A 26,464-nucleotide genomic window follows, 5' to 3' on the forward strand; every position below is an offset into this window, starting at 1 on the left:
TGCGCCAACGACGGCGCAAAGGAGGAATGACCATGGACATGGACGACATCATCAAGCAGGCAGAAGGCGCCATGAAGAACGTCTCGGATGATCAGATCGAGGACGTCGCCGAGAAGGTCAAGGACAAGACGCCGGACCAGGTGGACGGCCTCGTCGACAAGGCGGCTGACTTCCTCGAGGGGTTCAACGACAAGTAGCGCGCTTCGCCGCTTGGCGAAGTCGGTAGCCTAGGTGGTGCCCGCGCAAGTGCGCGGCCGAACCTCAAGGAGCCGAAAGTGCCTGCAATAGCCCTGACCGTCGACGGAGTCGAGCGATCGGTCGAGCAGGGCACGACGGCGGCCGACCTTTTCGCGGAGCGGCCCGACGTTGTGGTTGCGCGGGTGGACGGCTCCCTGTGGGACTTGGCGCGCGTTCTGCCAGCGGGGGCGTCCGTTGAGGCCGTGACCATCAGTGAGCCCGATGGGCTCATGGTGCTGCGCCACTCGACCGCGCACGTCTTGGCCCAAGCGGTGCAGCAGATCAACCCTGATGCGAAGCTCGGCGTTGGCCCGCCCATTGAGAACGGGTTCTACTACGACTTCGATGTCGCCACCCCGCTTACGCCCGAGGATCTCAAGGAGATCGAGAAGGCGATGCAGCGGATTCAGCGGGAAGGCCAGGCGTTTGTGCGCCGCGAGGTCACCCGCGAGGAGGCTCTCGCCGAGCTCGCGCACGAGCCGTTCAAGTGTGAGCTGCTGTCGCACTCGACGGAGGGCGCCGAAGGAGCGTCGGTAGAGATCGGCGATGGAGACATCACCATCTACGACAACGTCCGCCGCGGGGGAGAGGTGGCCTGGAAGGACCTCTGCCGCGGCCCGCACGTGCCGTCCACCAAGGTGCTCGGCATCGGCTGGTCGTTGCAGCGCTCCGCGGCCGCGTACTGGAAGGGCTCCGAGAAGAACCCCCAGCTTCAGCGCGTCTACGGCACGGCATGGCCCTCGAAGGAGGAGCTCACCGCGTACAAGGAGCGCCTCGCGGAGGCCGAGCGGCGCGACCACCGCAAGCTCGGCGCGGAGATGGACCTGTTCTCGTTCCCCGACGAGATCGGCTCCGGCCTTCCCGTGTTCCACCCCAAGGGCGCGATGATCCGCATGGAGATGGAGGAGTACTCGCGCCGGCGTCACGTCGAGGCCGGGTACTCGTTCGTCAACACCCCGCACATCACCAAGTCCAACCTCTTCGTGACCTCGCGCCACCTCGAGTGGTACGCGGACGGCATGTACCCGCCGATGCGGCTCGACGAGGAGCGCGACGAGGCGGGCAACGTCACCAAGCAGGGCCAGGACTACTACCTCAAGCCCATGAACTGCCCCATGCACAACCTCGTGTTCAACGCCCGGGGTCGCTCATACCGCGAGCTGCCGCTGCGGCTGTTCGAGTTCGGCTCGGTCTACCGCTACGAGAAGTCCGGCGTGGTTCACGGCCTCACCCGCGCTCGCGGCTTCACTCAGGACGACGCGCACATCTACTGCACTCGAGAGCAGATGAAGGACGAGCTCACCTCGCTGCTGACGTTCGTGCTCGACCTGCTCAAGGACTACGGCCTGAGCGACTTCTACCTCGAGTTGTCCACCCGCGACCCAGAGAAGTCCGTGGGGGACGACGCAACCTGGGAGGAAGCCACGCGCACCCTCGAAGAGGTGGCAACAGCGTCGGGCCTTGACCTGGTTCCCGACCCCGGCGGCGCGGCCTTCTACGGCCCCAAGATCTCCGTCCAGGCCAAGGACGCGATCGGGCGCACGTGGCAGCTGTCCACCATCCAACTGGACTTCTTCGAGCCCGAGCTGTTCGAGCTCGAGTACATGGCGTCTGACGGCACCCGGCAGCGCCCGGTCATGATCCACCGCGCGCTGTTCGGGTCGATCGAGCGATTCTTCGGTGTGCTGCTTGAGCACTACGCGGGGGCGTTCCCCGTGTGGCTCGCACCGGTGCAGGCGAAGCTCATCCCGGTCGCCGAGCCGTTCAACGACTACCTCGAGGACGTTGCGCAGCAGCTGCGTACCGCCGGGGTGCGCGTGGAGGTCGACGTCACGGACGAGCGCTTCCCCAAGAAGATCCGCAATGCGTCAAAGGAGAAAGTGCCGTTCGTGCTGATCGCGGGCGGCGAGGACGCCGACGCCGGCGCGGTGTCGTTCCGCTTCCGCGACGGCTCCCAGGACAACGCGATCCCCGTTCCGGACGCCGTGAAGCGCATCGTCGAGGCGATTCGCACCAAGGCGCAGGTCTAGCGCGTGACCGACATCGTCGATTCCGAGTGGATGGGGGGCAATCCAGACGGCTTCGAGCGTCTGTGGACGCCGCATCGGATGGCATACGTGCGCAACGCCTCGGATCGTCCGCCCATGGAGGGCGAACACGAGTGCCCGCTGTGCAAAAAGCCAGGCGATGACGACCGCGAGCACCTCGTGGTGCACCGCGGGGAGTCCTGCTACGTGGTGCTCAACCTGTACCCGTACAACCCGGGGCACCTCATGGTGTGCCCGTACCGCCACATCGGCTGGTACACGGAGGCCACGGACACGGAACGCGATGAGATGGGCGAGCTGACCCAGAAGGCGATGCGCGTGCTCCAGTCCGTGAGCGGGACAAAGGGCTTCAACATCGGCATGAATCAGGGCGTCACCGGGGGTGCCGGGATCTCCGAGCACCTCCACCAGCACGTGGTTCCGCGCTGGATCGGCGACTCGAACTTCCTGCCCATCATCGCGAAGACCAAGGCGCTCCCTGAGCTCCTCGACGATACGTGGCAGCGCGTGAGCGGCGCCTGGAAAGTGAGCTGACGTGCTCGGCTGGCTGCGCCCGGTCATGGGCGCCATCTGGAAGGCGCCAGCGCGTGGGCTCCTGAAGCTTGGCGTGCACCCCAACGTCATGACGCTCGTCGGCACCGCAGGCGTGGTCTTCGGCGCGCTGTTCTTCTTTCCCAAGGGGGCATCTGGCTGTTCTGGGGAGTCATGGTGGTCACGCTGTTCGTGGTCACCGACATGCTCGATGGCACCATGGCTCGCCTCGGCGACAAGTCGTCCCGACTCGGTGCCTTCCTCGACTCCACCTTGGACCGGGTCGCGGACGCCGCCATCTATGGCGCGCTCGTGTGGAGCTTTGTCGACGTCTCGCGGGTAACCTCGGCCGCCGCCCTCGTGTGTTTGATCCTTGGCTTCTTGGTCCCATATTCGCGCGCTAAGGCGGAGTCGATCGGCGTTGAGGCTAAGGGCGGGTTCGCGCAGCGTTCCGATCGCCTTGTGCTTGGGCTGACCGCGACCGGCCTCGTGGGCCTTGGGCTGCCCGTCGGGGTGCTGACGTGGACGCTGTGGCTCCTGTCGCTTCTCGCGGCGCTCACGTTTGCTCAGCGCATCTACTCGGTGGTCAAGGCCGCACGGCGCGATCCCGACTGGAACAAGGACCTCGACATTCGCGTGGAGCACGAGCCGCATTCATGAATTCCTTGCTCGTGGCGATGCGCGTGTCGCGCTACCTGCCGCGCACCGTGGTGAGGGCCGGAGCGTGGGCTGGCTCCAACGTCGGCTGGCTGCGCAATGGCCGCGACCGCAAGCGGCTCGAGGACAACCTGCACCGCGTTACGGGCCTCACCGGTCGTGGCCTGTCGCGGCTGTCCCGCAAGGGAATGATCAGCGCTGGGCGGTACTACTCGGAAGTGCTCGAGCTGCCGCGAATCACGGAGCGCCAAGCCGACGCGAGGGTCCAGATCAAGAACCCGGAACCGACGATCTCCCACATTCACGACTCGGGCGGCGTGGTGGTTGTGCTGTGCCACTCAGGCAACTGGGATCTCCTCGGGTATGTGTGCACTCGAGCCATCGCGCCCGTGACGTCCGTCGCCGAGGTCCTCAAGCCTCGCGAACTGTTCGACACGTTCGTGGAGATGCGCGCGCGCGTGGGCATCCGCATCTACGGCAGCGAGGGCTCCACGACCTTCAAGAACCTCCTCCGCGAGTCTCGCGACGGCGTGGAGCGCATCTTCGCTCTCGTCGCGGATCGCGACATGAGCGGCTCGGGGCTCGAGGTGGAGATGTGGGGGCAGCGCGTCAAGGTAGCGCCAGGGCGGCCGCCCTCGCGCGGGCCGCACAGATCCCGCTCGTCCCCGTCTATGTGCACTATGAGCGCATCTCCGGCGCTCGCCGCCGCGCCGCGCGCTTTCGCTGGGGGCTGGCGATGTCGTTTGGCCCCACCATTTGGCCGGCGGACTTTGAGGGGCCCGACGCTGTGGCTGAGATGACTCAAGCGTGGGCGGCGTTTCTGGCTGGGCAGATCGCCGAACACCCTGAGGATTGGCACATGCTGCAGCGCTTTGGTTGGGTCGAGGACGTTGCGAAGGCGCGCGCTGTTGGGAAGACGCCATGAGGATCGGCATCGTCTGCCCGTACTCCCTTGACCGCCCAGGCGGGGTGCAGCTTCACGTCCTCGACCTCGCGGAGGCGCTCATCGCCCGCGGTCACCACGTATCGGTGCTCGCTCCCGCGGGCGAGGACACGGACGTCCCTCCCTATGTGTTCTCCGCGGGGCGCTCGGTCCCGATCCGCTACAACGGCGCCACCGCGCGCGTGACGTTCGGCATGTGGTCCGCGGCGCGCGTGCGGCTGTGGCTCGGAGAGGGCGAATTCGACGTCGTCCACCTCCACGAGCCCGGCGCCGCGTCGCTCAGCCTGATTGCGATGTGGGCGCGCGTTGGGCCAACGGTCGCGACCTTCCACTCCTCGCACGAGGAGTCGCGCATCATGCGCCTCGCGAAGCCCTGGATCAAGCCCGGCTACGAGGAGCTCGACGCGCGCATCGCGGTGTCGCCGTCGGCGGCCAACACCATCCGCGAGCACCTGCGCGTAGAGGCCACCCACATCATCCCCAACGGCGTGGACACCACCGCATTCGTCAACGCGGTGCCGCTCTCGCGCTGGCGCGGGACGGCGGAGGCGCCGACCATCGGCATCCTCGGCAGGATGGATGAGCCGCGCAAGGGACTCGACGACTTCCTCGCGATGATCCCCCTGGTAAGGACCGAGTTCCCGCACGCCCGATTCCTCGTGGCCGGACGCTTCAGCGACCGCGTGGCCGCTCGCGCGGCCAGGGCGGGGGCTGAGGTCGTCGGCGAGCTCGACGAGCAGCAGAAGGCGAGCTTCATGAGCTCGATGGACGTGTACTGCGCCCCCAACCTCGGGGGAGAGTCGTTCGGCATCGTGCTCGTGGAGGCCATGGCCTCCGGCGCGGCCGTCGTCGCGAGCGACCTGACGGCGTTCAAGGACGTGGCCACCGCGAAAGGCGGGGGATACGCGGCGGCCCTGCACCGCGTCGGCGATGCTGAGGACCTTGCGCGCGCGGTCACCGAGCTGCTCGCGGATCCGGAGGCTCGCACCGCCCTCGCGATCAAGGGGCGCAAGGTCGCCGCCGCCTTCGACTGGTCCAACGTCGCGCCCCGTGTCGAGGCCACCTATCGCGACGCGATTAGGATGGATGCCGAGTTCCATCCCCACCCACCCAAGGAAGAGTCATGAGCAGCGACGTCACCCCTCAGCCCGCGCAGGTCGGCACTGATCTGGTCAAGCGGGGCATGGCCGAGATGCTCAAGGGTGGCGTCATCATGGACGTCGTCACGCCCGAGCAGGCCCGCATCGCCGAGGACGCGGGCGCGGTTGCCGTCATGGCGCTCGAGCGCGTCCCCGCGGACATTCGCGCGCAGGGCGGAGTGGCCCGCATGAGCGACCCCGACCTGGTCCAGGGCATCATCGACACGGTCTCGATCCCCGTCATGGCGAAGGCGCGCATCGGCCACTTCGTCGAGGCGCAGGTGCTGCAGAGCCTCGGCGTTGACTACGTGGACGAGTCCGAGGTGCTCACGCCCGCCGACTACACCAACCACATCGACAAGTGGCAGTTCACGGTGCCGTTCGTGTGCGGCGCGACGAACCTTGGCGAGGCGCTGCGCCGCATCTCCGAGGGCGCGGCCATGATCCGTTCCAAGGGCGAGGCCGGCACCGGTGACGTCTCGAACGCGACCACGCACATGCGTCAGATCCGCGCGCAGATTGCGGCCCTCACCGCGCTGCCGAAGGACGAACTGTACGTTGCCGCGAAGGAGCTGCAGGCTCCGCTTCAGCTGGTGCAGGAGATCGCGGAGACCGGCAAGCTTCCCGTTGTGCTCTTCACGGCCGGCGGCATTGCCACGCCAGCGGACGCGGCGATGATGATGCAGCTTGGCGCCGAGGGCGTGTTCGTCGGCTCAGGAATCTTCAAGTCGGGGAACCCCGCGCAGCGCGCCGCCGCGATCGTCAAGGCGACCACGTTCTTTGACGACCCCGCCGTGATCGCGGACGTCTCGCGCGGCCTTGGCGAGGCCATGGTGGGCATCAACGTCGACGACGTTCCGGAGCCTCACCGCCTCGCCGAACGCGGCTGGTAGCAGGCCCGACGCTGTGGCCGGCTCCCGTATCGAGCGGCACGGGGCGCGGGTGCTGCTCTTGGACGGCGAGGGGCGGCTGCTGCTCGTGCGCGGTCACGATCCTCATGACGCGGAGCGCTCGTTCTGGTTCACGCCCGGCGGCGGGCTTGAGGAGGCTGAGAGTTTCCTCGAGGCAGCGGTGCGCGAGCTTGCGGAGGAGACAGGCTACGTGCTCGAGCCGCACGAGCTCGTCGGCCCCGTGTGGCGTCGCACGGCCGTCTTCGACTTCGCGAGCAGGCCGTATACCCAGCACGAGGAGATCTTCGTTGGCCTGCTCGCTGATGCCGAGCGTCGGGCGCGTGCGGAGGCGAGCCTCACGGAAGACGAGCACGAGGCGCTCGACGAGTTTGCGTGGCTGACCCAGGCCCAAGTGGCAAACGAGGCGCGCGAGGTGTTCCCCGAAGTGTTGCGAGAATCGTGGGACTGGTTCGTCGCATGGGACGGCGTGACGAGGGAGTTGGGAGTGAATCCGGAATGACGCGCATCGGCGTGCTGGCGCTCCAGGGAGACGTGCGGGAGCACGTATTCGCCCTGGAACGAGTGGGAGTTGAGGCTTCGCGCGTGCGTCGCCTCGGCGAACTCGACGAGGTGGACGGGCTCATCATCCCCGGCGGCGAGTCCACGACCATCGACAAGCTGCTGCGCGCCTTCGACCTGTTTGAGCCGCTGCGGACGCGCATTGCGGACGGGCTGCCGGTGCTGGGCTCGTGCGCGGGAATGATCATGCTCGCCACGGACATCATCGGCGGTATCCACGACCAGCAGACCCTCGCGGCGATCCCGATGACGGTTCGTCGCAACGCATTCGGGCGTCAGGTGGACTCGGCGGAAGTGGAGCTCACGTGGGAGCCGGACGGATCGCGCATGCATGCCACGTTCATCCGCGCGCCGTGGGTGGAGGCGTGGGACGACTCCGTGGAGGTGCTCGCCACCGTGACAAGCCAGGACGGCTCGGCGCATCCCGTGGCCGTGCGTCACCGCAACGCGATCGCCACGAGCTTCCACCCCGAGATTCACGCGCCGGGCGCCACGCCGGACGACCGGGTGCATCGGCTGCTGGCGTCGCTCGCCTGACGCCCCCACCCCTCGGTTGAGGTAGGTGGGGGGCGAAAAACGGTGCAAGAACAACCGCCACCTACCTCAACCGAGAGGGGCCGAGGCCTTGATTCTTAACAATCAAGCGCGTAACCTTGATCCATGTTCGTGGTGACCGCAGACCAGCGGGCCAGCACTCGCGACGGCGACCGCGTGGACGCCCTCATGCAGCGGCTGACGCCGTGGCTCTCGCATCACGTCGATGCCATCGAACTGCCGCTTGAGCGCACCGTTGGCGACGAGGTTCAGACGGTACTCAGTACGGCCGACGCTGCGCTCGACCTTGGTCTGTTGCTGATCAGGTGGGGCGGTTGGTCCGTTGGCATAGGCGCGGGCCCAGACGAGCTCCTAGCCGAAAGCGCGCGCGAGAGCTCCGGCCCCGCGTTCGTGGCCGCCCGCAAGGCGGTGGAGCGCGCCAAGGTGAAGTCCGAGCCGGTGCCCTTGATCGTCGACGGAACCCACGCGGGCGCCTCCGAGGCGGCCACGGCGGTGGTCCAGCTGCTCGCGGCCATCGTGCAGCGCCGGTCGCACGCCGGCTGGGAGGTCGCGGACCTCCTCGCTCGCGGCCGTACCCAGCGCGAGGCAGCCGAGCGCCTGGAGATCTCCGAACAGGCCGTGAGCCAGCGCGTCGCCTCTGCGATGATCAACGAGGAGCGCAGGGCGCGCCCCGTTGCCGCTCGCCTCATCGACGCGGCGGGCAGGTAGCCATGTGGGCCGTGGTCGCGCTCGTCGGCATCGCCGCTCTCGCGTTGTCCGCGTTCCTGGGATGGATGTTGGTCAAGGGGATCTTCAGCCACATCAGCCCCGCGCCCACTCCAGGCGTGCTTCGTGGGGGAGCGTGGATCGGCATCCTCGAGCGGGTGCTCATCACGGGCGGCATCATCGTGGGCTTGCCCGAGGTCATCGCCGTGGTCATCGCCGTGAAGGGCCTTGGCCGCTATCCCGAACTGCGGGAGACGGACACCGAGCTGCGCGGCGGCGTGGCCGAGAGATTCATCATCGGCACGCTCACGAGCTTCCTGGTCGCGGCCGCGGTCGGCGTGGGCGCGCGGGCGCTCATCCTCGCGATCGCCGCCTGACCCGTACTCGGCACCGCCGGTCGGGCACGATGGGCCCATGAAGATCTACGCGGACGCGGGCCCAAGGCGAACCCGTCAACTCATCTGGGACCTGATCGCGCTGGCCCTGATCGCCCTGTGGATTTGGATCGGCGTCAAGGTCCATGACGCGATCGCTCAACTGGGAGTTGTTGGGGACAAGATGGCCGGCGTCGGCACGTCGCTCAATGGCGACCTCACGTCGATGGCGGACAAGCTCGGCTCCGTGCCGGTGATCGGCGGCGGCATCCGCGCGCCCTTCGAATCGGCAGCCGACGCCGCGAACTCCATCACCGAGGCGGGCGAATGGCAGCGGGAGACAGTTGATCACCTTGCTCTCATCGCGTCGATAGCCCTGGTAATCGCCCCCATCGTCGCAATACTGGCGCTGTGGCTCATCCCCAGGCTCCTGTGGGTGCGTCGCGCCTATCTCACCGCCGCGGTCGCGGCGGCGCCCGGCGGGGAAGACCTCCTCGCGCTGCGCGCACTCGTGACTCGCCCGATGGCCGAGCTGCTCACCGTGCACCCGGATCCCGCGAATGCCTGGCGAGCCGGAGACCGAGCCGCCATTTCCGCGCTTGCTGGGGCACAGCGTCGGGCCGTGGGACTGAACTGACGCCGGGGCCTAGAATGTTCGGCAGTCAAGAAACCAAGGAGCATCGTGTCCGGGCATTCCAAGTGGGCCACCACCAAGCACAAGAAGGCTGTGGTTGACGCCAAGCGCGCCAAGCTGTTCGCCAAGCTCATCAAGAACATCGAGGTTGCCGCACGCACCGGTGGGGGAGACCTGGCAGGAAACCCGACGCTGTTCGACGCGGTGCAGAAGGCCAAGAAGTCTTCGGTTCCCAACGACAACATCGACCGCGCGGTCAAGCGCGGCAGCGGGCTCGAAGGCGGCGGCGCCAACTACGAGACCATCATGTACGAGGGCTACGGGCCCAACGGCGTCGCTGTGCTCATCGAGTGCCTCACCGACAATCGCAACCGCGCCGCGAGCGAGGTTCGCATCGGCCTGACCCGCAACGGCGGCTCCCTCGCCGATCCCGGATCCGTGAGCTACCTCTTCAGCCGCAAGGGCCAGGTCATCGTGGACAAGGCGAGCGGCGTCACCGAGGACGACCTCATGGAGGCCGCTCTCGACGCCGGCGCCGAAGAGATCAACGACCTCGGCGACTACTTCGAGATCATCTCCGAGGCCACGGACTTCGTGGCCGTGCGCACGGCGCTGCAGAGCGCCGGCATCGACTACGAGCAGGCAGAGGCCACCTTCCTTCCCTCGGTGAAGATCGAGGTGGACGTAGACGGCGCCCGCAAGGTGCTCCGCCTCATCGACGCGCTCGAGGACAGCGACGACGTGCAGAACGTGTGGGCCAACTTCGACGCCTCAGACGAGGTGCTCGAGGCCGCCGAAGCGTAAAGCGTGCGCATCCTCGGCGTCGACCCGGGCCTCACGAGGTGCGGGCTTGGGGTCGTTGACGTCGAGGGCCGACGGGTCACTCTCGTGAACGTGAGCGTTACCACGACCCCCGCGGGCGCCGAGGTCCCCGCTCGCCTCGCGTCCATCTCCGACGCTCTCGAGGCGCTGCTCGCGGAGCACGCGCCCGACGCCGTGGCCATGGAACGCGTCTTCGCCCAGCACAACGTGCGCACCGTCATGGGCACCGCGCAGGCGTCCGGAGTGGTGATGCTCGCCGCCGAGCGCGCAGGACTGCCGCTCAACCTCTACACGCCGAGCGAGGTCAAGGCCGCGGTCACGGGAGACGGCCGCGCGGCCAAGGCCCAAGTCGGTTTCATGGTCGCCCGCATCCTTGGGCTCGCCGAGCCGCCAAAGCCGGCCGACGCTGCCGACGCCCTCGCGATCGCGATCACTCATGGCTGGCGCGGCAGGGCACCCGGGGTCACGACCGCGGCTCAGGGGCGCTGGGTGGCGGCAGAGCGCGAGGCGCGCGAGGCGGCGAGTCGCCGCCGCTAAGTCGCACCAACGCTCTACGGTATTCGTACATACGTTCGAAAGGGCGCCCCTTGATCTCACAGCTCACCGGCACGGCCGCGCACGTTGGCGCCACCTCGGCGGTAGTGGACGTGAACGGCGTCGGCATGCTCGTCCAGTGCACTCCCGCAACGCTCGCGGGGATTCGGCACGGCCAGCAGGTGACCCTGCACACGCAGCTCATCGTTCGCGAGGACTCGCTCACGCTGTTCGGGTTCGGAAGCGCTCGCGAGCGCGACGCCTTCGAGACGCTCCAGTCCGTGCAGGGCGTGGGGCCAAAGCTGGCCCTTGCCATGCTCGCGGTTCACCCTCCGGAACAGCTGGCCGCGGCCGTGGCGGCGGGGGACAGGGCCGCACTTGAGCGCGTCCCCGGTGTGGGAGCCAAGGTCGCGGCGCGACTGCTGCTCGAGCTCGGCGGCAAACTCGTGCTCGATTCGCCCGCAGCGCCGGCCGGAGACGCGCGCGGCCAGGTGGTCGACGCGCTCGTGAGCCTGGGCTGGAACACGAAGGCGGCGGCGACGGCCGTTGACGCCGTGGCCGACGGCCCGGTCGCCGAGCCCGACGTTCCCGCCACACTGAGGGCCGCGCTGCAGAGGCTCGGAGGGCAGCGCTCGTGAGCGACGTCGCGGGTGAGGGGCTGGGAGGGTGTGGACCGCCTGGTTGCCGGCGACGCCGACGCCCTGGAACGGTCAACGGAGGCCGCTCTTCGCCCAACGAGCCTCGATGAGTTCGTGGGCCAGGAGGCCGTCCGTTCGCAGCTCTCCCTGGTGCTCACAGCTGCGGCCGCGCGCGGCTCGGCCGCCGACCACGTGCTGCTGTCCGGCCCGCCTGGGCTCGGAAAGACGACCCTGGCGATGATCGTCGCCGGCGAGCTCGGCGCCGCCCTGAGAATAACGTCGGGCCCCGCCATCCAGCACGCGGGAGACCTCGCCGCGATCCTGTCCTCGCTCGAAGCCGGAGACGTGCTCTTCATCGACGAGATGCATCGCCTGGCACGACCAGTGGAGGAGATGCTCTACCTCGCCATGGAGGACTTCCGGGTGGACGTGGTGGTGGGCAAAGGCCCCGGTGCCACCTCGATTCCGCTGACCCTTCCCGGCTTCACGGTCGTGGGCGCGACCACGCGTGCTGGCCTGCTGCCCGCACCCCTTCGCGATCGGTTCGGCTTCACGGCGCACCTCGACTTCTACTCGCCGCAAGAGCTGCTTCGCATCGTGGACAGGTCCGCGGGCAAGCTCGGCTTCACGGTGACGGCCGACGCCGCGGCCGAGATCGCGTCGCGGTCCCGCGGGACGCCGCGCATCGCCAACCGCCTGCTTCGGCGCGTCCGTGACTATGCGGAGGTGCACGGCGACGGCGACGGGACGCTCGCATCGGCGCGGGCGGCGCTCGAGATGTACGAGGTGGACGAGCGCGGGCTCGACCGCCTGGACCGGGCGGTGCTCGGCGCGCTGTGCACGCGATTCGCAGGGGGCCCGTTGGCCTCTCGACTCTTGCCGTTGCGGTTGGCGAGGAGGCGGAGACCGTGGAGTCCGTAGTGGAGCCCTTCCTGGTGAGGGAGGGGCTGGTCACCCGCACCGCTCGCGGCCGGGTCGCCACCGCGGAGGCGTTCGCGCACCTCGGCGTCGCCCCCAAGAAGGACGGATCCTCGCGCCTGTTCGACTGATCGCTGCGCACGAACGGTCACGGGTTGGTCACAGTCACGCGATTCACGCGATATTCCGGTGGCATCGCGCGTTGAAATCCTGCTGGAGCGCGGTGCCCTAGAATCGTCGGGGCCCTCGTGGGCGTTTGAGCGTAAAGGAAAAGCTGAGTGTCAACTATCGTCAAGGGTGCAAAGCGCGCACTCATCTGGCTGGGCGTGATCATCGTCCTGCTGTACTCGATCCTCACGCTCGGCGTCGTCACCAACAAGACGTCCTTCACGCCGGGCCTTGGGCTCGACCTCGCCGGTGGCACGACCCTGATCCTCAAGGCCTCGCCGACGAACGGCGCGACCATCGACAGTGGGGATCTCAACCAGGCGGTAGAGGTGATCCGCCGTCGCATCGACGCGACCGGCGTCGCGGAGGCGGAGATCACGACCCAGGGCTCGGACACGATCGTCATTGCGATCCCCGGCCACCCCTCCGACCACACGATCGACCTCATCAAGCAGAGCGCGCAGCTGCAGTTCCGTCCGGTGCTTCTCGTTGGAGACCCGGGCCCGGTCACGGACACGAGCGCCACGCCTACGCCTACGCCGACCGCGTCGGACGACGCCACTGCCAGCCCCGAGCCCAGCGCGTCCGCGACGACCGACGCGTCCATCACCGATCCCTCGGCGAGTGCCACTCCCGACGCGACAGTGTCGCCGGATACCACCGCGTCGGCCGATCCCAGCGTGAGCCCGTCCCCGAACCCCAGCCCCGTGCCAGGAGAGACCGACCCGTCGTCGTATGACTGGCTCACCGACTCTCTTCTCGCCGAGTACAAGGCGCTCGACTGCACCGATAAGGCGAACTGGGCTGGCAGGGATCTGGGGCCGACGGACGCGGGCCACGTCGCGTGTGCGAACGACCCCCTTCCCACCGGACCGCAGAAGCTGGCCATGGGGCCTGTGGAGCTCGACGGTTCGGACGTCAAGACCGCGTCATCCGGCCCCGAGTACAGCTCCGCGGGCACGCTCACCGGCGGATACCAGGTCATGCTCGAGTTCAACTCGGCCGGTGCCGCGAAGTTCGCCGACGTCACGCAGCGGCTCTACGGCTTCTACCAGGCCGACGAGACCGACGTCCGCGCCCAGTTCGCGATCCTGCTCGACGGTCTCGTCATCTCGCACCCGCGGGTCATGTCCCACATCACGGGCGGCACGGCCACGATCAGCGGATCCTTCACGCAGACGGAGGCCGCGGAACTGGCCAACCAGTTGAAGTTCGGCGCCATTCCGCTCGACCTCACGCTGCAGTCGAACGACACGGTCAGCCCGTCGCTCGGCACCCAGCAGCTCGAGAAGGGCCTCATCGCGGGCGCTATCGGCCTCCTGCTCGTGGTGATCTACTCGCTGTTCCAGTACCGGGCGCTAGGCATTGTCACCGTTGGCTCGCTGCTGATCGCGGGAGTGATCACCTACGGCGTGATCGCCCTGCTGTCCTGGGGGATCGGGTACCGCCTGTCTCTCGCCGGAGTCGCGGGATTGATCATCGCCATCGGTATCACCGCAGACTCGTTCATCGTCTACTTCGAACGCGTGAAGGACGAGTTGCGCGAGGGCCGGTCTCTGCAGGCGTCCATCGACCACGCCTGGCGGCGCGCGCGGCGCACCATCCTTGCGTCTGACGCGGTGAGCTTCCTCGCGGCCGTCGTCCTCTACGTTCTGGCCATCGGCTCGGTGCGCGGCTTCGCCTTCACCTTGGGCCTCACCACGCTCGTCGACGTGATCGTCGTGATCCTGTTCACGCACCCCGTCCTGGTGCTGCTGAGCCGCACCAAGTTCTTCGGCGAGGGTCACCGGTTCTCGGGACTCGACCCGCGGCAGCTGGGCAAAGCCGCCATGTACAAGGGGCGCGGCCGCGTGGCCAACGCACCAGTGACGCCGAGCGCAGAAGGCGGGGAAGCGTCGGGCCTTACCCTTGCCGAACGCAAGGCCGCCGCCGCGAAGGGAGAGGGCAAGTGAAGCTAAGCCTTGCCGAATGGGGCAACCAACTGCACTCGGGAGAGCGCACCTACGCGATCGTTCCCAAGCGCCGCATGTGGCTCACCATCTCCGCGGTCGCGCTGCTGCTGTGCATCGCCGTTATCGTCATCAAGGGCCTGAACTTCGGCGTCGACTTCACGGGCGGCAACGTCTACCAGGTATCTGAGGTGGAGAACCCCGACCCGCAGCTCGCCGAGGACGTGGTGGCGCAGTACGCGCCAGACCTGGAGCCCCGGATCTCGATCCTCGGTGAGAACGACGTTCGCGTGCAGATCGGCGTTGTCGAGCTCTCGGTGTCGCGCGACATCGCGGCGGGCCTCGCAGACGCGTACGGCGTGCCGGCCGACAACGTCAGCGAGTCGCAGATTGGGCCCACCTTCGGCGCCGAAGTGGGCAAGAAGGCGCTGCAGTCTCTTGTCGTCTTCCTGATTCTGGTCGCGCTCATCATGACGGTGTACTTCCGCGCGTGGCGCATGGCCATCGCGGGCATCATCGCGCTCGTCCACGACCTCGTGTTCACGGTGGGCATCTACGCGATCATCGGCTTCGAGGTGACGCCGGCGTCGGTCATCGGCTTCCTGACGATCCTCGGGTACTCGCTTTACGACACGGTGGTGGTGTTCGACAAGGTTCGCGAGAACACCGACAACCTCACGTCCCAGCACCGGTACACGTATGACGAGCTTGCGAACCTCGCGCTCAACCAGACGCTCGTGCGCTCCATCAACACGTCGATCGTGGCTCTGCTGCCCGTGGCGGCGATCCTCTTCATCGGCGCGTTCGTGCTCGGCGCCGGCACGCTCAAGGACATCTCGCTCGCGCTGTTCGTGGGTATGGCCGTTGGCACGTACTCGTCGATCTTCGTCGCCACCCCGCTTGAGGTGACGCTCAGGGATCGCGAGGAGCGCATTCAGAAGCACACCAAGGAGGTGCTCGACATGCGCGCCTCCGGCAAGTCCGACGTTGTGGTTGACGAGGACGGTCGGGTGCGGGTGGGTGCGCTCACGCCGGGCGAGCACCGTGGGCAGGCGGCGCAACCTAAGCGCAAGGGCCGCAAGTAGACTGGTGTTTCCTTGAGGCTTGGAGGATGCGATGACTGACACGCGTCCTGCAGCCTCGTCCGGGCGTTCGTTCCTGCGCCGGCCGCAGCGAGAGCACACCGCCATCGACGGCGTGCTCGACACGTACCACCGGATGTACCCCAAGTCGAAGACCGCTCTCATCGAGCAGGCCTACGCGGTGGCCAACGTGGCCCACGAGGGCCAGCTCCGCAAGAGCGGCGAGCCCTACATCACGCACCCCATCGCGGTGGCGCAGATCATCGCGGACCTCGGACTACCGGACTCCGTCATCGCCGCGGCGCTGCTTCACGACGTGGTCGAGGACACCGAATACCCGCTCGAGCGCATCGAGGCGGAGTTCGGCGAAGAGGTCGCGATGATCGTCGACGGCGTCACGAAGCTCGACAAGGTCAAGTACGGCGACGCGGCGCAGGCGGAGACCGTGCGCAAGATGGTCGTCGCGATGGCCAAGGACATCCGCGTGCTGCTGCTCAAGCTGTGCGACCGCCTCCACAACGCGCGCACCTGGGAGTACGTGGCGCCAGAGAGCGCGCGCCGCAAGGCGCAAGAGACCCTCGAGATCTACGCGCCGCTCGCGCACCGCATGGGCCTCAACGCGATCAAGTGGGAGCTCGAGGACCTGTCCTTCAAGACGCTCTACCCCAAGATCTACCAGGAGATCGTCGACGTCGTCACCGATCGCGCTCCCGAGCGCGAGAAGTATCTCGCAGAGGTCCGCTCGGAGATCGACAAGGACCTCAAGGCCATGAAGATCAAGGCCGAGATCACCGGCGGCCCAAGCACTACTACTCGGTGTATCAGAAGATGATCGTTCGCGGCCGCGACCTCAACGACATCTACGACCTCGTTGGCGTGCGGATCCTCGTGGAATCTGTTCGCGACTGCTACGCGGTCCTTGGCGCCATGCATGCGCGCTACCAGCCGGTTCCCGGCCGGTTCAAGGACTACATCGCGATGCCCAAGTTCAACCTCTACCAGTCGCTTCACACCACGGTCATAGGCCCGACGGGGAAGCCCGTTGAGCTGCAGATTCGCACCTTTGAGATGCACCGGCGGGCGGAATACGGCCTTGCCGCGCACTGGCGCTACAAGGACTCGGTGCGCACGGGCACGGGCGTGAGCGCGGGGGAGAACCCCTCCGACATGGGCTGGCTGCGGCAGATCGCCGACTGGCAGCAGGAGACCGCGGACCCGAGCGAGTTCCTCGACTCCTTGCGCGGCGAGATCTCGCGCTCAGAGGTGTACGTCTTCACGCCGCGCGGAAAGCTCCTCTCGCTCCCGCAGGGCGCGACCCCAGTCGACTTCGCGTATGCCGTTCACACCGAGGTGGGCCACAAGACCATCGGCGCGCGCGTCAACGGCCGACTCGTGTCGCTCGACTCGCGCCTCGAGAACGGCGACACCGTAGAGGTGCTGACGAGCTCCGACGAGAACGCGCACCCCAAGCGCGACTGGCTCGAGTTCGTGCAGTCCACAAGGGCGCGCAACAAGATCCGCCAGTGGTTCACGCGCGAGCGGCGCGAGGAGTCCATTGAGACGGGCCGCGACATGCTTGCTCGCGCCATCCGCCGCCAGCATCTGCCGATGCAGCGCCTCCTGTCGAAGTCCACTCTGCTCGCTCTCGCCAAGGAGATGCACTACGAGGACGTCGACGGCCTTTACGCCGCAATCGGCGAGCACAAGGAGCAGGCGTCCGACGTCGTCGCGCGCATGACGGAGGCCGTCGGCGGCGATGAGGGCGCCGACGAGGACGTCACCGAGATCACCAGGCCCGGAATCCCGCAGCGGGCGCGGCGCGGAGACCCCGGTGTGTCCGTTCACGGTCTCACCGACGTGGTCGTCAAGCTCGCGAAGTGCTGCACCCCCGTCCCCGGCGACCCTATCCAGGGTTTCGTGACCCGCGGTTCCGGGGTATCCGTCCACCGTGCGGACTGCGAGAACCTCGCTCGCCTCAAGGACCAGTCTGAGCGCTTCATCGACGTCCAATGGACGGGACAGTCGGAGACGACGTTCCTGGTGCAGATCGAGGTCGAGGCGCTGGACCGCAACCGCCTGCTGAGCGACGTCACCAAGGTGCTCTCCGACCACCACGTGAACATCCTGTCCGCACAGGTGGCGACCACCAAGGACCGTGTGGCACGCTCGAGCTTCTCCTTCGAGATGGCCGATCCCTCGCACCTGGGCGCGGTGCTCGCGGCCGTGCGGCGCATCGACGGCGTCTACGACGCGCATCGCGTCACCGGCGGCAAGCACTACTAGGCGAACCCCTCCACGAGCGACCGCACTCTGCGGCGACCGGCGGTGCGCACGTCGAACTCGTCAATCATCGCCAGCAGGCCGTCCACCGAGGTCGCCTTCGCGCGCAGGGCCGACGCTGTGGCCAGCAGAGCGGTAGAGGTCTCGCAGTGCCATAGCGAGTCCAGGCAAGCCCTGGTGACGCTCACAACGTGAGGCGAGCCAGCGTCGGGCCGGCCGAGCAGGCTCCCGGCGTGGAGCCGCAGAGGAGGGCTGCCTGGTGACGGCAGGATCCGGTGCGCGCCGCGCTTGGCGACGAGGTCAAGGACCGCTGGAGCGTTCGCGTGCCCGTAGAGCCACAGTGCGGCGAGGCCGGTGAGCCATGCGTTGTGCGGGATCAGAGGCAGGAGCCGACGAGCGCGCAGCGCGCGCGTTGAGGCGATGTCGGCGGGGAGTCCCCACGGGCCCAAGACGTCATGAATCAGGCCGTCGCGCTCGAGCCTGGCGAAAGCCACGGGCCCGATGCGGTCGCGATCGACGAAGAGCATGGTGCCCAGTATGGGCAGGCTGCTCGAGGATCGTGGTGCGGCTGTGGACAGCCGGGCCGCGCTAGCTGCCTGCGATCTGCTTGAGCCACGCCTTGCGCGCGTCGAGGGCCTCCTTGAGGTCCTTCTTCTCCTTGGCGCTCGTCGCAGACGCGAGCTTGGCCTCGAGGTCCGCGATCGCGGCGTGCAACTGGGCCGCCGCCCCTGAAACGCGGGCCTCGAGCTCGGGGCTGCGCGCCTTCCACGCGGAGTCCTCTGCGTCGCGAACGGCCCGCTCAACGGCGCCGAGGCGCCTCGAGAGCCCCGTGGCTTCGGCCCGCGGGAGGCGTCCAGCGGCCTCGAACGCGTCCTGCGCGGCGCGCAGCGCGGCCTTGGCGGCGGCGAGGTCCTCGATGGGCAGGGCGCCCTCCGCGCTCTTCACCGCGGACTCGGCGGCCTCGATATTCGGAGCGAGGGCCGCCTCTTCGGCGTCGGCCTGGGTGCGTCGCGCCTCGAAGAATGCGTCTTGTGCCGTCTGGAACCGCTTCCACAGCGCGTCGTCGACGCTGCGGCGGCCGCGGCCCGCGGTGCGCCACTGAGCCATGAGGTCGCGGAACTCGCGGGCACCCTTCTCGAAGTCGCCGCTGGTCAGGAGCGCCTCGGCGCGGGCCACGAGAGCCTCCTTGCGGTCGGCGACGGCGCTGTTCGCGCCGTCGACCTCGGCAAAGTGGTGCTTCCTGGCCTTCTCGAAGGTCGTGCGCGCGTGGGTGAAGCGCTTCCAGAGTTCCCGCTCGGCGTCCTTGGGGATGCGGGCGCCGTCTCGCTGCGCCTCCTTCCAGGAGTCCAGCAGGGAGCGGAGTTCGGCGGTGTCGTTCTTCCAGTGGATGGACGCGGCGGGGGCCGCCGCGATCTCCTCGGCGCGAGTCACGATCTGCCCGCGGCGCTCGAGGGCCTCTGCACGAGCCTTCGCGCGCTCGGCCGACAGAGCCTCGCGGGCCGCCACAGCGTCGGCCTCCACGGGTGCGAACTCGGTGCGCAGCGCGGCGAGGTCACCGACCACCTTGGGCTCCGCCAGAGCGCTCTTGATCGACCCGAGGGTGTCGTCGATGTCCTTGATGCTCAGCTCCGCCGCCGTGAGGCGCGCCGCGAAGCGCTCAACGGATGCCTTGAGCTCGAAGTACGCGCGCACGTATGGCGCGAGCGGCTCATCGCCCTGGGCTGGGCCCACCTCGTGCGTCTCGGCGCCGTCCGTGACGCTGACCACGTCATCGGCCACGGAGCCGAAGGCCGCGGCTGCCTGCCGCTCCTCATCGCTGACATCCGCGACTACGGGCACCTTCACGGGGTGCGAGGCGTGGGCGGCGACAATGGCTGGGCTCGGGGCCTTGAACGCGCCAGGCTTTGGCACGGGCCGCGGCTTGGGGGAAGGGGTCGGCTTCGCCTCAGCGGTGGGCTCAGCGGCCGCCTCGGGGGCGGTCTCGATTGGCTCTTGCGAGCTCATGGTCACCTCATTGTTGATGACGGACATGGCTGGATCACCTCTCGCCGAGGCGGGTACCAGCCGGGACAACGCCCCAACAATACCCAGCCAGCGCATACGGGTGCCTCTCCGGCCCTGTGCGTGATGGAACAATGGGCGCCATGGCGCGTGTGGCACCCTTGTCCGGCTTCCCCGAGTGGACCCCTTCCGAGCGGGTCGTTGAGGCCTCCATCATCGCTAGCCTGCGCGAGGTATTCGCCCTCCACGGCTTCGCCGAGATCGAGACGCGCGCCGTGGAGCCCGTGTCCCGCCTCGCCGGTGACTCTGACGCCGCCAAGGAGATCTATGCGATCTCTCGGCTTTCCGCCGAGGACAGGCCCGACGCTCGGCTTGGCCTTCACTTTGACCTCACCGTGCCCTTTGCCAGGTATGTCGAGGAGTTTCAGTCGCAGCTCGCCTTCCCGTTCCGGCGCTACCAGATTCAGAAGGTGTGGCGCGGCGAGCGCCCGCAGGAGGGCCGCTACCGCGAGTTCTACCAGGCGGACATCGACATCGTGGGCCGCGACGTGCTGCCCTCCCACCTCGAGGCCGAGGTGGCGATCGTCATGGCGCGCGCGCTTGCGGCCCTGCCGATTCCGCGGGCGACGATGCACATCAACAACCGCAGGCTCGTCGAGGGCTTCTACCGTTCCGTTGGAATTGAGGACGTGCCAGGGGCGCTGCGGTCGGTGGACAAGCTCGACAAGATCGGCTCCGATGGGGTGCGCGCGGAGCTGACCGCGAAGGGCGTCAGCGACACCGCCGCGGATGGCGTCCTCGAACTCGCGAAGATCCACTCCCGCGACACGTCGTTCGTCAACGCGATCGAGGACCTGTGGGAGACCACGTTCACCACAGGCGACGGTGACGCGGAGAAGCTGTTCGCGGACGGCATTGCCGAGCTTGCAGCACTCGTCAGTGCGGTGAACGCCGCCGTGCCGGGAACGGCGGTCGCGGACCTGCGCATCGCTCGCGGTCTCGACTACTACACGGGAGCGGTGTACGAGACCGTGCTCGAGGGCCACGAGGACTTGGGCTCCATCTGCTCCGGCGGCCGCTACGACTCACTTGTGGCCGGGGGAGGCTTCCCCGGCGTCGGCATGTCGATCGGAGTGTCCCGCTTGGTAAGCCGCGTGCTGGGGGCCGGGCTTGCGAGCGCGAGCCGCGCCGTGCCGTCGGCCGTGCTGGTAGCCGTGACGGACGAGGACTCAAGGGCAGCGTCGGACCAAATTGCCGACGCGCTGCGCGAGCGCGGCATCCCATGCGAGGTGGCGCCCGCCGCCGCGAAGTTCGGGAAGCAGATTCAGCACGCGGAGCGGCGCGGCATTCCGTTCGTGTGGTTCCCCGATGCGGGGGAGGTCAAGGACATTCGCTCGGGTGCCCAGGTACCTGCGGACCCGCGCAATTGGGAACCGCCGGCCGAGGATCGCTGGCCGCGCACGGTCCGCTCCTAAAATCGCGCGCGGCTAGACTTGCCCCTAATCTCCCCGCTTGTCTGAAAGGCTTTTCGTGCTCCGCACCCATCTCGCAGGTTCCCTTCGCGCCGCCGACGCTGGCGCCACCGTCACGCTCGCCGGCTGGGTTGGCCGTCGCCGCGATCACGGCGGCGTGGCGTTCATCGATCTGCGCGACGCCTCGGGATTCGCCCAGGTGGTGCTGCATGAGGAGATCGCGCACGAGCTGCGCACGGAGTACGTGGTCCAGGTGACCGGTGAGGTGCGGCTGCGTCCTGAGGGTTCCGCGAACCCCAACCTGGCCTCGGGCGAGATCGAGGTCGTGGGCACCCGCGTCGAGATCCTCAACACGTCCGCGCCCACGCCGTTCCCCATCGACGAGCACGTCAACGTGGGTGAGGAGGCGCGCCTCAAGTACCGCTACCTGGACCTTCGCCGACCCGCGCAGCGTTCGGCGATGGTGCTGCGGTCCCGCGCGAACGCCGCCGCGCGTCGAGTCCTCGAGCGCCACGACTTCCTCGAGATCGAGACGCCTACGCTGACGCGCTCCACGCCGGAGGGCGCCAGGGACTTCCTGGTGCCCGCGCGCCTGTCTCCCGGCTCCTGGTACGCGCTGCCGCAGTCCCCGCAGCTGTTCAAGCAGCTGCTCATGGTGGCGGGCATGGAGCGCTACTACCAGATCGCCCGCTGCTACCGCGATGAGGACTTCCGCGCGGACCGCCAGCCCGAGTTCACGCAGCTCGACATCGAGATGTCGTTCGTGGACCAGGACGACGTCATCGCGCTCGGCGAGGAGCTCGTGCGTGAGCTGTGGTCGCTCATCGGCGTTGAGGTGGCGCTGCCGATCCCGCGCATCACGTTCGCCGACGCGATGAACCGCTTCGGCTCCGACAAGCCCGACCTGCGGTTTGGGCTCGAGCTCACGGAGCTCACCTCGTACTTCGCCTCCACGCCGTTCCGGGTCTTCCAGGCGCCGTATGTGGGCGCCGTGGTCATGCCCGGCGGTGCGTCGCAGCCGCGCAAGACGCTCGACGGCTGGCAGGACTGGGCCAAGCAGCGCGGCGCGCGCGGGCTCGCGTATGTGCTGGTTGGTGAGGACGGCACGCTCGGCGGCCCCGTCGCCAAGAACCTGTGCGACGCCGAACTCGCGGGCCTCGCGGAGGCCACCGGGGCGTCGGCCGGCGACTGCATCTTCTTCGCGGCGGGGGAGCGAGAGGCCTCGCAGTCGCTGCTGGGCGCCGCGCGCGGCGAGATTGCGCGGCGTGTGGGGCTCGTTGACGACAGCCGGTTCGAGTTCGTGTGGGTCGTTGACGCGCCGCTGTTCAAGCCCGTCAAGTCCGACGACGACGACGTGGCGCTCGGCCACTCCGCGTGGACCGCGGTGCACCACGCGTTCACATCGCCAAAGCCGGAGTTCCTTGACACGTTCGACACGGACCCCGGCTCGGCGAACGCCTACGCGTACGACATCGTCTGCAACGGCAACGAGATCGGCGGCGGCTCCATCCGTATTCACCGCCGCGACGTCCAGGAGCGGGTCTTCAAGGTCATGGGCATCGGGCCCGAGGAGGCGCAGGAGAAGTTCGGCTTCCTGCTCGATGCGTTCCAGTACGGCGCCCCGCCGCACGGCGGCATCGCGCTCGGCTGGGACCGGGTCGTCGCGCTGCTCGCGGGCACGCCGTCGATCCGCGACGTGATCGCGTTCCCCAAGTCCGGCGGTGGCTACGACGCGCTCACTGACGCGCCCGCGCCCATCACGCCCGAGCAGCGTGCGGAGGCGGGCGTGGACTTCGTGCCTGAGGCCGAGCCTGCGCCGGCGGAGTCCTAGGCCCACACCGATCCCATCCTCGGTTGAGGTAGATGGCGGGTGTTTTCGGTGCCCTGATCACCCGGGATCTACCTCAATGTGCAGCGGCGTTGGTGCCCTGCCCGCCAACCCGTTGGTTGAGGTAGGTGGCGGGTGTTTTCGGCGCCTGGATCACCCGGGATCTACCTCAACCGTCGGTGGGGGGCTCGTCCGACTTGAGGTCCCTGAGCCGCGCATCCCGCACGCGTTCGTACATGTTCCGGCACCAGGCCGCCCTCTCGAACACGGCGAAGAAGTCCAATCGCAGTGTCGCGATGCCTTCGGTCGAGAGCTCGGCGTCGCGCTCAATATCCGCCACACGGTCCTTGACCTCTCCGTGAAATGTGGCGCTATCCAGCTCAATGTCCAGACGTGCATGCGGGTCATAGATGTCCATGACGCGGTCCTTGTCGCACGCCGTGACTGGTTCATTCCAACGCAGCTCCGGATACTGTGCCTCTGGGAACACCACCGTCTTGGCCCGGTGCTCAAGGAAGCTGGTGACCCCGCCAATGAGCACCTGGAGCAGTTCCAGCAAGTCTTGCTTCCGTCGCACCCTGCCAGTGGCCGCCACCGCTGCGGCCACGTCCGCGCTCGACACGTGCTTGCGGCCTATCGCTCGCACAACTAGGCCCACGGCCGTGTCGCCGCGGGTCTCGTTCCACGCGTGCACCACGGCATGTGCGAGCGGTACGACTGGAATTCCGCGCACACGCATGGGAGCAGGACCATTTCTGGGTCGGTATGGGCGCAGCCACCGGGGAGTTGAGCGGTGGAGCGGATTGCGGAGCATCACCATCGTGACGCGCGGTGCGTCCTCCACCACGCCCCACACCCACAGTGCGGCAACGCCGGTGAGTGCCCCTCCGGCAGTATCGATCCACAGTGCCGCGGCGCGCAGGCGCGCCTCGGAGTCGTGGGCGAAGTTGCGGTGCACGACGACCTGCGGGAGCAGCCGTTGCAGCGAGCCATTGCGCATGCATTTCTTGACAGCGTGCGCCGAGAAAGCCGACTCGGCGTCCTTTCGCCGGACAGGCAACCCCGTCGCGAGTAGTTGGCGCGCCAGGTCCCGGTGTCGTCGACTGCGCTTGCTCACGGGAACTGAAGGTAGGGAAGTGGCGCGCGGAGCGTCGGGCCGGGGTGTGTGGTCTGTGGAGAACGCGCCGCAGCCACCGACCTGGGGACGCGGATCACGCCTCACTCTTGGTTGAGGTAGATCCCAGGCGTTCCGGGCGGCAGAATCGCCCCGCATCTACCTCAACGCAGGGGCCCGTAGGCTGGCACCGTGGACCTCTTCGACGCGCAGGCGACCTCCGCCACCGGCGTGCCGGAGATCGCGGCCAACGCCCCGCTCGCGGTGCGCATGCGCCCCCGTTCGCTCGCAGAGGTCGTGGGTCAGGAGCACCTGCTCGCGGAAGGCTCGCCGCTCGTCCGCCTCATCGGGCCCGACGCTGCCGCGGCTTCGATCATCCTCTGGGGTCCTCCCGGCACGGGAAAGACGACACTCGCGTACCTCGTCGCTGGCAACCGCCGCTTCGTGGAACTCAGCGCCGTCACGGCGGGCATCAAGGATGTGCGCGCGGTCATCGATGACTCCAAGCGCCGCGTGGCGATGGGGGAGCGGGAGACCGTCCTGTTCATCGACGAGATCCACCGCTTCACGCGAACCCAGCAGGATGCGCTGCTGCCGGCCGTGGAGAACCGCTGGGTCACCCTGATCGGCGCCACCACGGAGAACCCAAGCTTCTCGGTTGTTGGCCCGCTACTCAGCCGCAGCCTCCTGCTCACCCTCAAGCCGCTTGCCGCAGATGCGGTGAAGTCCCTGGTAGACCGCGCTATAGAAGATGAGCGCGGCCTTGCGGGCGCCGTCGAGGTGGAGCCTGAAGCGCGGGAGCACATCGTCCGCGTTGCCGGCGCCGACGCACGCAAGGCACTCACGCTCCTCGAGGCCATCGGGGACGCCGCGGGCCCGGGCGGCACCGTCACCACGGAGCTCGCCGAGCGCGCGATGGACGCCGCCCTCGTCGCCTACGACAAGTCCGGCGACCAGCATTACGACGTCATCAGCGCGTTCATCAAGTCGGTGCGCGGTTCCGACGTCGATGCGAGTCTCCACTACCTGGCACGCATGGTGGTCGCGGGGGAGGACCCGCGCTTCATCGCAAGGCGCCTCGTCGTCCTCGCCGCGGAGGACGTGGGCCTCGCGGACCCGCAGGGCCTGGTCGTGGCGCAGGCCGCAGCCGACGCCGTGAGCTTCATCGGCATGCCGGAGGGCCGCATCGTGCTCGCGGAGGCCACCGCCTACCTCGCCCTCGCTCCCAAGTCCAACCGCAGCTACCTCGCGATCGATCGAGCCATCGCGGACGTTCGCGCCGGCCGCGCAGGCACTGTTCCGGAGCACCTCAGGGACGCGCACTACGCGGGCGCAGGGCGGCTTGGCCACGGCAAGGGCTATCAGTACGCCCACGACGCGGACCACGGCGTCGCCGCCCAGCAGTACCTCCCCGACTCAGTCGCGGAAGCCACCTACTACGAACCCACGGACCATGGCTTCGAGCGAACCCTGGGAGAGCGTCGGGCCCAAATACGCAAGCTGCTGGGCCGCGACTAGCCGGCCCGACGGCCGTGCTGGCTTCCGTACGGGCGCTTTGCTACACTTGATGAGCCCTCGCGGGCGGTTGGCTGCTGCTCCCGCGACAACACACAGATCTTTTGGCATACGGACACGCATGCGCGCGTCCACCACGATTAAGGACATCATGACCTCAGTACAGAAGGCTCGCCGCCAGGTTCGCCTGTCGCGCAGCCTCGGCATCGCCCTGACGCCCAAGGCCGTCAAGCACTTCGAGAAGCGCCCTTACCCCCGGGTGAGCACGGCCGCACCGCGCGCCGCAAGGAAAGTGACTACGCCGTTCGTCTGCGCGAGAAGCAGCGCCTGCGCGCACAGTACGGCCTGCGCGAGAAGCAGATGACCTCTACCTACGCGGAGGCCAAGAAGGAGTCCGGCCTGACCGGTGAGGCGTTCGTCGAGCTGCTGGAGATGCGCCTGGACGCGCTCGTGCTGCGCGCCGGCTTCGCCCGCACCATCCTGCAGGCCCGCCAGACGGTGCTGCACCGCCACATCCTCGTTGACGGCAAGATCGTGGACCGCCCGTCGTTCCGCGTGACCCCCGGCCAGACGATTCAGATCAAGCCCAAGGCCGTGACCCTCGAGCCCTACATGGCCGCCGCCGCCGGCGCGCACCGTGATGTGCTGCCCGAGGTTCCCGACTACCTCGACGTGACGCTCGAGAAGCTCACCGCCAAGCTGGTGCGCCGCCCCAAGCGCGCCGAGGTGCCCGTCACGTGTGACGTGCAGCTCGTCGTCGAGTACTACGCACGCTAGTAGGGTTTACTAGCCACAAGCTATCGCCGCCGAACCCAGGCTCACGCTTAGGGTTCGGCGGCGTCGCTGTATCA

Annotated in this window: 22 protein-coding genes and 4 pseudogenes; 23 read left to right on the top strand and 3 right to left on the bottom strand. The window is 68.1% G+C overall.

Going from position 1 to position 26,464, the window contains the following annotated elements:
* Nucleotides 1-32: 32 nt before the first annotated feature.
* The 19 genes and pseudogenes from NVV57_11585 to NVV57_11675 all read left to right on the top strand — a co-directional run bounded on the left by NVV57_11585 (nt 33) and on the right by NVV57_11675 (nt 17,686).
* Entirely contained in the window at nt 33-197 is a 165-nt protein-coding gene (locus NVV57_11585; GenBank protein ID MCR6713280.1) for an antitoxin, read from the top strand.
* 78 nt (nt 198-275) lie between these two features.
* The gene (gene thrS, locus NVV57_11590; GenBank protein MCR6713281.1) at nt 276-2,267 is read left to right on the top strand and encodes a threonine--tRNA ligase; all 1,992 of its coding nucleotides are present in this window, start codon (nt 276-278) and stop codon (nt 2,265-2,267) included.
* Nucleotides 2,268-2,297: 30 nt separating this feature from the next.
* The gene (locus NVV57_11595) at nt 2,298-2,819 is read left to right on the top strand and encodes an HIT domain-containing protein (GenBank protein ID MCR6713282.1); all 522 of its coding nucleotides are present in this window, start codon (nt 2,298-2,300) and stop codon (nt 2,817-2,819) included.
* Nucleotides 2,820-2,844: 25 nt separating this feature from the next.
* Nucleotides 2,845-3,476 (top strand): annotated as a pseudogene (locus tag NVV57_11600) (CDP-alcohol phosphatidyltransferase family protein).
* Nucleotides 3,473-4,273: a hypothetical protein gene (locus tag NVV57_11605; GenBank protein ID MCR6713283.1), complete on the top strand. Its 801-nt coding sequence runs from the start codon at nt 3,473-3,475 to the stop codon at nt 4,271-4,273. The pseudogene NVV57_11600 and the gene NVV57_11605 overlap by 4 nt, the downstream one beginning before the upstream one ends.
* 121 nt (nt 4,274-4,394) lie before the next feature.
* On the top strand, nt 4,395-5,543 hold the full coding sequence (locus tag NVV57_11610) for a glycosyltransferase family 4 protein (protein MCR6713284.1): 1,149 nt from the start codon (nt 4,395-4,397) through the stop codon (nt 5,541-5,543).
* Nucleotides 5,540-6,448 (top strand): pyridoxal 5'-phosphate synthase lyase subunit PdxS, encoded by a 909-nt coding sequence (gene pdxS / locus NVV57_11615; protein MCR6713285.1) that lies wholly within the window; start codon nt 5,540-5,542, stop codon nt 6,446-6,448. Before NVV57_11610 ends, pdxS begins: the two co-directional genes overlap by 4 nt.
* A gap of 13 nt (nt 6,449-6,461) precedes the next feature.
* Entirely contained in the window at nt 6,462-6,965 is a 504-nt protein-coding gene (locus NVV57_11620; GenBank protein MCR6713286.1) for an NUDIX domain-containing protein, read from the top strand.
* Nucleotides 6,962-7,561: a pyridoxal 5'-phosphate synthase glutaminase subunit PdxT gene (gene pdxT, locus NVV57_11625; GenBank protein ID MCR6713287.1), complete on the top strand. Its 600-nt coding sequence runs from the start codon at nt 6,962-6,964 to the stop codon at nt 7,559-7,561. Before NVV57_11620 ends, pdxT begins: the two co-directional genes overlap by 4 nt.
* A gap of 123 nt (nt 7,562-7,684) precedes the next feature.
* A complete protein-coding gene (locus NVV57_11630) occupies nt 7,685-8,287 on the top strand; it encodes a hypothetical protein (GenBank protein ID MCR6713288.1) in 603 nt (200 codons plus the stop codon).
* Nucleotides 8,288-8,289: 2 nt separating this feature from the next.
* Complete coding sequence (locus NVV57_11635) at nt 8,290-8,661, top strand: hypothetical protein (protein ID MCR6713289.1); 372 nt, start codon at nt 8,290-8,292, stop codon at nt 8,659-8,661.
* Between the two features lie 37 nt (nt 8,662-8,698).
* The gene (locus NVV57_11640) at nt 8,699-9,295 is read left to right on the top strand and encodes a hypothetical protein (GenBank protein ID MCR6713290.1); all 597 of its coding nucleotides are present in this window, start codon (nt 8,699-8,701) and stop codon (nt 9,293-9,295) included.
* A gap of 45 nt (nt 9,296-9,340) precedes the next feature.
* A complete protein-coding gene (locus NVV57_11645) occupies nt 9,341-10,096 on the top strand; it encodes a YebC/PmpR family DNA-binding transcriptional regulator (protein MCR6713291.1) in 756 nt (251 codons plus the stop codon).
* Between the two features lie 3 nt (nt 10,097-10,099).
* Complete coding sequence (gene ruvC, locus NVV57_11650; GenBank protein ID MCR6713292.1) at nt 10,100-10,651, top strand: crossover junction endodeoxyribonuclease RuvC; 552 nt, start codon at nt 10,100-10,102, stop codon at nt 10,649-10,651.
* A gap of 50 nt (nt 10,652-10,701) precedes the next feature.
* A complete protein-coding gene (gene ruvA, locus NVV57_11655) occupies nt 10,702-11,286 on the top strand; it encodes a Holliday junction branch migration protein RuvA (GenBank protein ID MCR6713293.1) in 585 nt (194 codons plus the stop codon).
* A 30-nt stretch (nt 11,287-11,316) separates the two neighbouring features.
* Nucleotides 11,317-12,335 (top strand): annotated as a pseudogene (gene ruvB / locus NVV57_11660) (Holliday junction branch migration DNA helicase RuvB).
* A gap of 147 nt (nt 12,336-12,482) precedes the next feature.
* Nucleotides 12,483-14,324: a protein translocase subunit SecD gene (gene secD / locus NVV57_11665; GenBank protein ID MCR6713294.1), complete on the top strand. Its 1,842-nt coding sequence runs from the start codon at nt 12,483-12,485 to the stop codon at nt 14,322-14,324.
* The gene (secF, locus tag NVV57_11670) at nt 14,321-15,406 is read left to right on the top strand and encodes a protein translocase subunit SecF (GenBank protein MCR6713295.1); all 1,086 of its coding nucleotides are present in this window, start codon (nt 14,321-14,323) and stop codon (nt 15,404-15,406) included. The genes secD and secF overlap by 4 nt, the downstream gene beginning before the upstream one ends.
* Before the next feature lie 133 nt (nt 15,407-15,539).
* Nucleotides 15,540-17,686 (top strand): annotated as a pseudogene (locus NVV57_11675) (bifunctional (p)ppGpp synthetase/guanosine-3',5'-bis(diphosphate) 3'-pyrophosphohydrolase).
* Here the strand turns inward: NVV57_11675 and NVV57_11680 are convergent.
* Both NVV57_11680 and NVV57_11685 read right to left on the bottom strand, forming a co-directional pair.
* Nucleotides 17,683-18,210 (bottom strand): hypothetical protein, encoded by a 528-nt coding sequence (locus NVV57_11680; protein ID MCR6713296.1) that lies wholly within the window; start codon nt 18,208-18,210, stop codon nt 17,683-17,685. The pseudogene NVV57_11675 and the gene NVV57_11680 overlap by 4 nt on opposite strands.
* A gap of 61 nt (nt 18,211-18,271) precedes the next feature.
* A complete protein-coding gene (locus tag NVV57_11685) occupies nt 18,272-19,714 on the bottom strand; it encodes a DUF349 domain-containing protein (protein ID MCR6713297.1) in 1,443 nt (480 codons plus the stop codon).
* Nucleotides 19,715-19,827: 113 nt separating this feature from the next.
* Between NVV57_11685 and hisS the strand changes: the two genes are divergently transcribed.
* Together hisS and aspS are read left to right on the top strand one after the other, a co-directional pair.
* A complete protein-coding gene (hisS, locus tag NVV57_11690; protein MCR6713298.1) occupies nt 19,828-21,159 on the top strand; it encodes a histidine--tRNA ligase in 1,332 nt (443 codons plus the stop codon).
* A 55-nt stretch (nt 21,160-21,214) separates the two neighbouring features.
* Nucleotides 21,215-22,987, top strand: a complete 1,773-nt coding sequence (aspS, locus tag NVV57_11695; protein MCR6713299.1) for an aspartate--tRNA ligase — start codon at nt 21,215-21,217, stop codon at nt 22,985-22,987.
* Nucleotides 22,988-23,153: 166 nt separating this feature from the next.
* On the opposite strand, the gene NVV57_11700 is transcribed toward aspS, so the two are convergent.
* Nucleotides 23,154-24,101 (bottom strand): hypothetical protein, encoded by a 948-nt coding sequence (locus NVV57_11700; GenBank protein ID MCR6713300.1) that lies wholly within the window; start codon nt 24,099-24,101, stop codon nt 23,154-23,156.
* A gap of 189 nt (nt 24,102-24,290) precedes the next feature.
* On the opposite strand from NVV57_11700, the gene NVV57_11705 reads away from it, so the two are divergent.
* Complete coding sequence (locus tag NVV57_11705) at nt 24,291-25,616, top strand: replication-associated recombination protein A (protein ID MCR6713301.1); 1,326 nt, start codon at nt 24,291-24,293, stop codon at nt 25,614-25,616.
* Nucleotides 25,617-25,764: 148 nt separating this feature from the next.
* A pseudogene (rpsD, locus tag NVV57_11710) lies at nt 25,765-26,390 on the top strand (30S ribosomal protein S4).
* Nucleotides 26,391-26,464 lie beyond the last annotated feature (74 nt).

Source organism: Demequina sp., assembly GCA_024707205.1.
Taxonomy (GTDB): domain Bacteria; phylum Actinomycetota; class Actinomycetes; order Actinomycetales; family Demequinaceae; genus Demequina.